Here is a 2451-nt window from a genome sequence, read left to right as displayed (position 1 = left end):
TCGTGCAGAAGCTCCTGAGGAAGTACATGGGCCGGATACGCATCGACAGCACGGAGGGGAAAGGGACGCTGGCGGAGGTCATGCTCCCTCCGGAGTAGGCGGGCGGGCAGGTCAGAGTGAGGCCGCGGCGGGAGGAACGCTCTTGCAGTTGCAGAAGATGAAGATCGGAGGGGTGCTCGTCACCCAGGACCTCGGGATGGTTTCCTTCCAGGGGGCGCCGGACAATCCAGGCGTCGCAGGCAAGATCCTCGAGGCGATCGGCGCTCTCGAGATCAACGTCGACTTCATCTCCTGTTCTCCCGACCTTGGCGGAGGCGCCTCGATCACAGCCTGCGTCAGCATGCTGCGCTTCGAGGAAGCGCTGCGCGAAGTCGAGCGACTCGGCGACGAGCTGCAAGCGCAAAAGGTCGTGACGCGCGAGGCCATCTCCTCGGTCGCCGTCTTCGGCCCGCACTTCCGGGAGATCCCCAACGTCGCCTCGCGGGTCTTCAATGCCCTGGCGGAGGCGGGTATCAACATCCTGGCGATCTCGACATCGGTCTCCTCGGTCACGTGCATCTTCGATCAGGCCGCTCTCGGTGACGCGCTAGCCTCTCTGCGAAGCCACTTCGAAATCCCCTGAGAATCGCGAAACTCACTCCCCCCCTCGAAGCCCTTCAAGAAGGGCGCGAAGGACGGGGCGCGAGGATGCGATCAGATCATCCGGCCCGACCGCCTTGAGGAACCAAGGCCCGCCTGGGCCTTCGACGACAGCGCCGTACAACCTCCACCCGGACTCGTTCATCGAGGGCGCGCCCATCATGGCCGTCTCGTACCGGCCCGACAGATCGATCGTCGAGATCTTGAGGCCCGCCGCGGTCCTCCATGAGTCGAGCGCGGCCTTCCGCATCGGATCGCCGCCGTCCTCCTGTTTGAACTGCCCCGCCCAGCGCTCGAGGTTCGCCTGCGTCTCTCCGCCGCCACCCTCCCCGAAGAAGAAGATGGCGAGCTCTCCATCGCGCGTCTCGGGCTTCCCGGCCGGAATTCGATACTGCGCCATCCTCATCGGGTTGGACGGCTCCTGAGCCTCGAACCCGGGAGGCACATCCCAAGTCAGGTTGTTGAGAGAGACGGCTGAGCCTGCCTCGGCGGCGTGGCCCTTCGCGGAAGACGGGGAAGCGCCCTGAGTCGACTTCGCCTGGGAGAGGCTCGCCTTCGACTCGATCTTCTCGGTGTTGCTGCTGCAGGCGGCGATCAGGAGCATCGGGACAGCGGCGGCGATGATGGGAGCGAATCTCGTTCGCAAGGGCCTCTCCTTCCATTCCCCGGCCTGCGGCGGCGGCGCCTACTTCGGCTCTTCAGCGGAACACGAACTCTACTCGCATCTGGGTCTCTCGGGTCAATCGGAAAGAGGGCGACAGGAAAGCTCAAGACAGAGGCCCGCCGCTCACCTACGATAAGCGCCGATGTCGTGAGGAGGGAGCGAGTGCAGAGACGCGACAAGGCCCGAGCGACCGATGCGCCTCGCGGGACACTCTTCGGGGCGAGTCCGTGGATTGCGGGCGCCTTGGGCCTCTTGGTCTCGCTCCCGGCCCTCGGCGGAGGGTTCGTCTGGGACGATCGCTGGCTCATTCTCCAGAGCCCGGTCCTCCGCGATCCCGGAAATCTCCCCCGCCTCCTGATGGAGGGCCATGGCTGGGGATCGATCATCCTGACCGAGGACGGATCGGCCTACTACCGGCCACTGGCGACCCTGCTCCATGGGCTTCTCCTGCTCCTCTTCGGCGCGCATCCCCTCCCGTTCAGGATCCTCTCCGGTCTTCTGCACGCCGGGACGAGCGTCGTTCTTGCTCTCCTCCTCCGCAGGCTGAGCCCCAGGGCGATGTGGGGAGCGGCTCTCTTCGCCGTCCATCCGGCCCTGGCCGACGCTTTCGGCTGGATCTCCGCGACGCCCGACCTTCTGGCGACCGGCCTTCTCATCGGAGCCATGGCGGTCCTCTTCGCCCCCAGGCAACGGCCCGTCATCGTCGGCGTCTTGTGGCTCTTCGCGCTTCTCTCGAAGGAGTCCTCCGCGATCGGAGTCCTCTGGGCGGCGATCCTGTGGGCGGCACTGGGTCGTTTCTCTCTCGACCCGTCAGGAAACGCCGGCCCACTCCGTTCTCGATCCGGGACGGTTGACTCCCCGTCGCGCCCGCCGATCGCATCGCGCGCGCTCCCGGCGGACTTCTCCGCGCGACGCGCGCTGCTGGCGATCGCTGTCGCCACGGCCGTCTATCTGATCCTGCGCGCGGTCGGGCCGGGATTCCACAGGCCCGCGGGCGAGTACCCCGCCGGCGTCGAGGCATCGGGCGCGACGCTGGTCGGCCGGCTCTGGCTGTTCAACTTCCTCTCGCTCCTCGTGCCGATCAATCCCACTCTGAACCCTCCTGCCTGGGTGATCGGATCCGCCGGGAGCGGGGTCGGTCTCATCGG

Annotated in this window: 3 protein-coding genes; 2 read left to right on the top strand and 1 reads right to left on the bottom strand. The window is 66.6% G+C overall.

The window, feature by feature from the left end; genetic code table 11:
- Positions 1-142: 142 nt before the first annotated feature.
- Positions 143-622 (top strand): ACT domain-containing protein, encoded by a 480-nt coding sequence (locus FJY88_13570; protein ID MBM3288356.1) that lies wholly within the window; start codon positions 143-145, stop codon positions 620-622.
- 12 nt (positions 623-634) lie between these two features.
- On the opposite strand, the gene FJY88_13565 is transcribed toward FJY88_13570, so the two are convergent.
- On the bottom strand, positions 635-1285 hold the full coding sequence (locus FJY88_13565) for a hypothetical protein (GenBank protein MBM3288355.1): 651 nt from the start codon (positions 1283-1285) through the stop codon (positions 635-637).
- Between the two features lie 180 nt (positions 1286-1465).
- On the opposite strand from FJY88_13565, the gene FJY88_13560 reads away from it, so the two are divergent.
- A partial coding sequence (locus FJY88_13560) for a hypothetical protein (GenBank protein MBM3288354.1) occupies positions 1466-2451 on the top strand: 986 nt, incomplete at its 3' end.

The sequence above is a fragment of the Candidatus Eisenbacteria bacterium genome (genome assembly GCA_016867495.1).
In the GTDB taxonomy this organism is placed as follows: Bacteria; Eisenbacteria; RBG-16-71-46; order CAIMUX01; family VGJL01; genus VGJL01.
The sequence above is the reverse complement of the archived record's forward strand: the minus strand, read 5'-3'. Positions and strand labels throughout refer to the sequence as shown.